General features: G+C 74.0%; 6 protein-coding genes. 3 read left to right on the forward strand and 3 right to left on the reverse strand.

Going from position 1 to position 4,963, the window contains the following annotated elements; translation table 11 throughout:
• Positions 1 to 31 precede the first annotated feature (31 nt).
• The gene (locus KUM32_RS32300) at positions 32 to 646 is read right to left on the reverse strand and encodes a LysE/ArgO family amino acid transporter (RefSeq protein WP_217145495.1); all 615 of its coding nucleotides are present in this window, start codon (positions 644 to 646) and stop codon (positions 32 to 34) included.
• A 98-nt stretch (positions 647 to 744) separates the two neighbouring features.
• On the opposite strand from KUM32_RS32300, the gene KUM32_RS32305 reads away from it, so the two are divergent.
• Complete coding sequence (locus KUM32_RS32305; protein WP_217145496.1) at positions 745 to 1,665, forward strand: LysR family transcriptional regulator ArgP; 921 nt, start codon at positions 745 to 747, stop codon at positions 1,663 to 1,665.
• Positions 1,666 to 1,789: 124 nt separating this feature from the next.
• A complete protein-coding gene (locus KUM32_RS32310) occupies positions 1,790 to 2,041 on the forward strand; it encodes a WhiB family transcriptional regulator (protein WP_217145497.1) in 252 nt (83 codons plus the stop codon).
• 69 nt (positions 2,042 to 2,110) lie between these two features.
• On the opposite strand, the gene KUM32_RS32315 is transcribed toward KUM32_RS32310, so the two are convergent.
• Positions 2,111 to 2,560, reverse strand: a complete 450-nt coding sequence (locus KUM32_RS32315; RefSeq protein WP_217145498.1) for a DUF6098 family protein — start codon at positions 2,558 to 2,560, stop codon at positions 2,111 to 2,113.
• Positions 2,561 to 2,748: 188 nt separating this feature from the next.
• Between KUM32_RS32315 and KUM32_RS32320 the strand changes: the two genes are divergently transcribed.
• Positions 2,749 to 3,102: a DUF488 domain-containing protein gene (locus KUM32_RS32320; protein WP_217145499.1), complete on the forward strand. Its 354-nt coding sequence runs from the start codon at positions 2,749 to 2,751 to the stop codon at positions 3,100 to 3,102.
• Between the two features lie 22 nt (positions 3,103 to 3,124).
• Here the strand turns inward: KUM32_RS32320 and KUM32_RS32325 are convergent, their stop codons facing one another.
• Entirely contained in the window at positions 3,125 to 4,798 is a 1,674-nt protein-coding gene (locus KUM32_RS32325; protein WP_217145500.1) for an FAD-binding dehydrogenase, read from the reverse strand.
• Positions 4,799 to 4,963 lie beyond the last annotated feature (165 nt).

A 4,963-nucleotide genomic window follows, 5' to 3' on the forward strand; every position in this document is an offset into this window, starting at 1 on the left:
CACCAGGGGTGGGCGGGTCGGGCCGCTGCGCTCAGGCCCGGGCGACGAGGGAGACACCGAGCACGATCATGACGGCGGCGACCAGTCCGTCCAGGACCCGCCAGGCCACCGGCCGGGCCAGGAAGCGGCCGAGGTGGCGGGCGCCGAAGCCGAGCGCGGCGAACCAGCACAGGCTCGCGGCCGCGGCCCCCAGACCGAACGTCCAGCGCAGCGCCCCCCGGTCGGCGGCGACCGAGCCCAGCAGGAACACGGTGTCCAGGTAGACGTGCGGGTTGAGCCAGGTCAGCGCCAGGCAGGTGAGGACCGCCCGCCGTCGCGACCCCGCGGCGTCGCCGTCCGCCCGCAGGGCGCCGGCCGGCCGGAACACGCGCCGGGCGGCCAGGGCGCCGTAGCCGAGCAGGAAGGCGCCGCCGATCCAGCCGACCGCGGTCATGGCGCCCGGCCACGCCACCACCACCGCGCCGACCCCGCCGACGCCCAGGGCGATCAGCAGGGCGTCGGACAGCGCGCAGATGCCGACGACGGCGAGGACCGCGTCGCGGCGGATCCCCTGGCGCAGGACGAAGGCGTTCTGGGCACCGATGGCGACGATGAGCGAGAGGCCGGTGCCGAAGCCGGCGGCCGCGGCGGTGAGGGCGTTGGTCATGCCTACGACGCTAAGCGGACGATCACATGACGTACAGCTAAAGTTTCTTACGTATCTTTAGCACCTGTGAAGACAGGACCGGCTACGGGAGCCACGGGATGACGACGGGAACGACCACGGCGGCCTTCGCGGACCTCCCGCTCGACCAGGTGCGGACCCTCCTGGCCGTGGTGGACGAGGGCACGTTCGACGCGGCCGCCGCCGCGCTGCACGTGACGCCGTCCGCGGTGAGCCAGCGGGTGAAGGCGCTGGAGCAGCGCACCGGCCGGGTGCTGCTGCTGCGCACCAAGCCGGTGCGGCCGACGGAGTCCGGCGCGGTGCTGGTGCGCCTCGCCCGCCAGGTGGCCCGGCTGGAGCGGGACGCCTACGCCGAGCTGGGGCTGAGCGGGGCGGCCGGGGAGCCGACCCGGGTCTCGGTCGCGGTCAACGCGGACTCGCTCGCGACCTGGTTCCTCGGCGCCCTCACGCGCGTCCCCCGGGAACCGCGGCTCTGTTTCGAGCTGCGCCGTGAGGACGAGGACCACACGGCGGCCCTGCTGCGGGAGGGCGTGGTGATGGCCGCGGTGACCTCGTCGCCCGACCCCGTACCGGGCTGCACCGTCCGGGCCCTGGGACGCATGCGGTACGTCCCCTGCGCCGGCCCCGGTTTCGCCGCACGGCATCTGGACGGGCCGCTGCCTCAGGTGCTGGTCGAGGCGCCGGTTGTGGTCTTCGACCGGCGGGACGACTTCCAGGACGGCTTCGTGCGACGGCTCGGGCCCGGCGGCGCGAGTGCCGCGCGGCACCACGTGCCGACCTCGGAGGGTTTCGTCGAGGCCGTCGCCGCCGGCCTGGGGTGGGGCATGGTGCCCGAACCGCAGGCGGAGCCGCTGCTGCGCTCCGGCCGGCTCGTCTGCTTCGCCCCGGACCGGGCGGTGGACGTACCGCTGTACTGGCAGCAGTGGAAGCTCGACTCCCCGGCGCTGGCGTCGGTGGCCGACGCGGTGGTGACGGCCGCGGCCGAGGCGCTGCGGGGGTAGGCGGACGCCGCGGCCCGGGACGCCCCGGGGCACAGCGCCGGTTTCACCCCGCTGTCGAACGGTCACCCGCAACGGGGCAAGGCATTCCCGAAAGCGCGAACGCTACCGATCGCAGGTGACTTTGATGGACAACTGGCGAGAGCACGCCGCATGCCGCACGGAGGACCCCGACCTGTTCTTCCCGATCGGCACCACCGGCCCGGCCGCGCTGCAGACCGAGCAGGCGAAGGCGGTCTGCCGGCGCTGTCCGGTCCAGGAGCAGTGTCTGCGATGGGCGCTCGACACCGGGCAGACCATCGGTGTCTGGGGCGGGACCGGCGAGACGGAACGCCGTGCGCTCAAGCGGCGCGAGGCCGTGCGCAGGCGGTCCGGCTGACCCCGGCACCACTCGGAGGTCCCGGCCGCACCAGTCCGCGGCTCGTCGTGCCGCACCGCGCCCCGGTTCTCAGGGCCCGGTGCGGCGCAGCGGTCCCCAGGGATGCTCCTGTCGTTCCACCTCGGCCCGGGCCTCGTCGATGACGCCGGGGTCGACCCAGCACAGCGGCCGGACGTCGGCCACCAGCGGTTCGTTGTCCGGGCCGCGGCCGGTCTCCCGGCCGGTGAGCACCCAGGGCCGTACCCCGGGGCCCTTGTCGTGCGGCAGATGCGCGTAGTCGTGCAGCCTGCGGGCCGCCCACAGGCGTACGGGCCGGTCCGCCCACCACGCCTCCACGTCGAGCGGGTTGGCGGACAGGCCCGGCATCGCCACGCCGGTGAGCTCGTCGGTGCTGGACACCTTGGCGAGGTCGGTCTCCGGGCCGCGCGACCAGCGCACGTACAGACCCCGGCTCCGTTCGACCAGTTCGGCGAGTGCGTCGAGGCTCCGCACGACCGGCAGCCCGCCCGATGCGCCCATGCGCCGGCCTCCCCTCATCGTCATCACGTCATCACGTCATCACGTCTTCGCGTCGTTCGGAGCGACGGAGTACCCGGACCGCGCGGGGGGAAATCGGCAGCCTTCCCGAACGGCTCACGTGCCGCCGCCACCCCACCGCCGCCGGACGTAGGCTCGCGACACCGCTGTTCCCGTGGAAAGGACCGGCCATGAGCGTCCGTGTACGCCGCATCTACGACCCGCCCGAGCCGGACGACGGCGTACGGGTGCTGGTGGACCGGCTGTGGCCACGGGGTGTGGCCAAGGACGCGGCGCACGTCGACGAGTGGCCCAAGGGGCTGACCCCGTCGGCGGAGCTGCGCCGCTGGTACCACGCGGGCGAGGGCTCGTACGAGGAGTTCGCCGAACGGTACGAGGCCGAGCTGGCCGCTCCGGAGGCGGCCGAGCTCCTCGACCACGTACGGAAGCTGGCACGCGAGGGCGACGTGACGCTGGTGACCGCGTCCAGGTCGCCCGACAAGGGCCACGTCTCCGTGCTGCTCCGCCTCCTCGGCACGGCGTGAGCAGGAGGACCGGCCGACGGGATCAGGCGGTCTGCCGGGCGGCGGCCCGGCCCGCCGCCCGCCCGGAGAACAGGCAGCCGCCGAGGAAGGTTCCCTCCAGCGCGTTGTAGCCGTGCACCCCGCCGCCGCCGAAGCCGGCCGCCTCGCCCGCCGCGTAGAGGCCGTCGACCGGCGTGCCGTCGGCGCCCAGGGCGCGGGAGTCGAGGTCGGTCTGGATGCCGCCGAGGGACTTGCGGGTGAGGATGTGCAGCTTGACCCCGATCAGCGGGCCCGCCGCCGGGTCGAGGAGGCGGTGCGGGGCGGCGACCCGGCCGAGGCGGTCGCCGATGTAACGGCGGGCGTTGCGGATGCCCTGGACCTGTGCGTCCTTGGCGTAGGGGTTGGCCATCTGGAGGTCGCGGGCCTCTATCTGACGGCGGATCACGGCGGCGTCCAGGAGCGGTTTTCCGGTCAGCCGGTTCATCCTGTCGACCAGCTGCTCCAGGTCCGGCGCGGTCACGAAGTCGGCGCCCTCGCGCAGGAAGGCGTCCACCGGGCCCGGCGCGCCCTTGCCGAGGACGCGTTCGCGGAGGAACCCGGCGCGGTCCTTGGCGGTGATGTCCGGGTTCTGCTCGGAACCCGACAGCGCGAACTCCTTCTCGATGATCTTCTGGGTGAGGATGAACCAGGAGTGGTCGTGCTCCGCCAGGTCCGGGGTCGTGCGCAGGTGCCGGAGGGTGCCGAGGGTGTCGTAGCCGGGCAGGCAGGGCTCGGGCAGACGCCGGCCGAGGGCGTCGAACCACATCGAGGACGGTCCGGGCAGGATGCGGATGCCGTGGCCCGGCCAGACCGGGTCCCAGTTGCGCACGCCCTCGGTGTAGTGCCACATCCGGTCGCGGTTGACGAGGCGGGCGCCGGCCTCGGCGCTGATGTCGAGCATCCGTCCGTCGACGTGGGCGGGGACGCCGGTGACCATCTCGCCGGGCGGGGTGCCGAGGCGCTCGGGCCAGTGGCGGCGGACGGTGTCGTGGTCGGCGCCGATGCCGCCGGAGGCGACGATCACGGCCCGGGCGGTGAGCTCGAACTCCCCGATCGCGTCGCGGTTGGAGGCGACGCCGCGGGGCGAGGTGTCCTCGGCGAGGACCGTGCCGCGCACGCCGCGCGCGGTGCCGCCCTCGACGACCAGGTGGTCGACGCGGTGACGGTGGTGGAAGGTGAGCAGCCCGTCGCGCGCGGCCCGCTTGGCGTACCGCACGAACGGCTCGACGACGCCCGTGCCGGTGCCCCAGGCGATGTGGAAGCGGGGCACGGAGTTGCCGTGCCCGCCGGCCCTGAGGTCGCCGCGCTCGGCCCAGCCGACGGTGGGGAGGAAGGTGATGCCGTGGCCGGCCAGCCAGGCCCGCTTCTCCCCCGCCGCCCACTCGACGTACGCCCGGGCCCAGCGCACCGCCCAGGAGTCCTCGTCCTCGGTCCGGTCGAAGGCCGCGCTGCCCTGCCAGTCGTTCCAGGCCAGGTCGAGGGAGTCCTTGACGCCCAGGCGGCGCTGCTCCGGGGAGTCGACGAGGAAGAGGCCGCCGAAGGACCAGAAGGCCTGCCCGCCCAGGTTGGCCGCGTTCTCCTGGTCCACGAGGGCCACCCTCCTGCCCCGGCTGGTCAGCTCGTGCGCGGCGACCAGGCCCGCCAGGCCCGCTCCGACCACGATGACGTCGGCATCCATGGCGACCGTCCTTTCCTTTTTCCGTGTCATGAGGTGCAAGGGGTCGTGCGGTTGCAGGCGTGCGGTTCGAGGACACGCGGTTCAGGGACACGCGGTTCAAGGGGGCATGGGGTTCAAGGAGTCGTGGGGGTCTCGGGGGTCGTGGGGGTCTCGGGGGTCGTGGGA

The sequence above is a fragment of the Streptomyces sp. AC627_RSS907 genome (assembly GCF_019049165.1).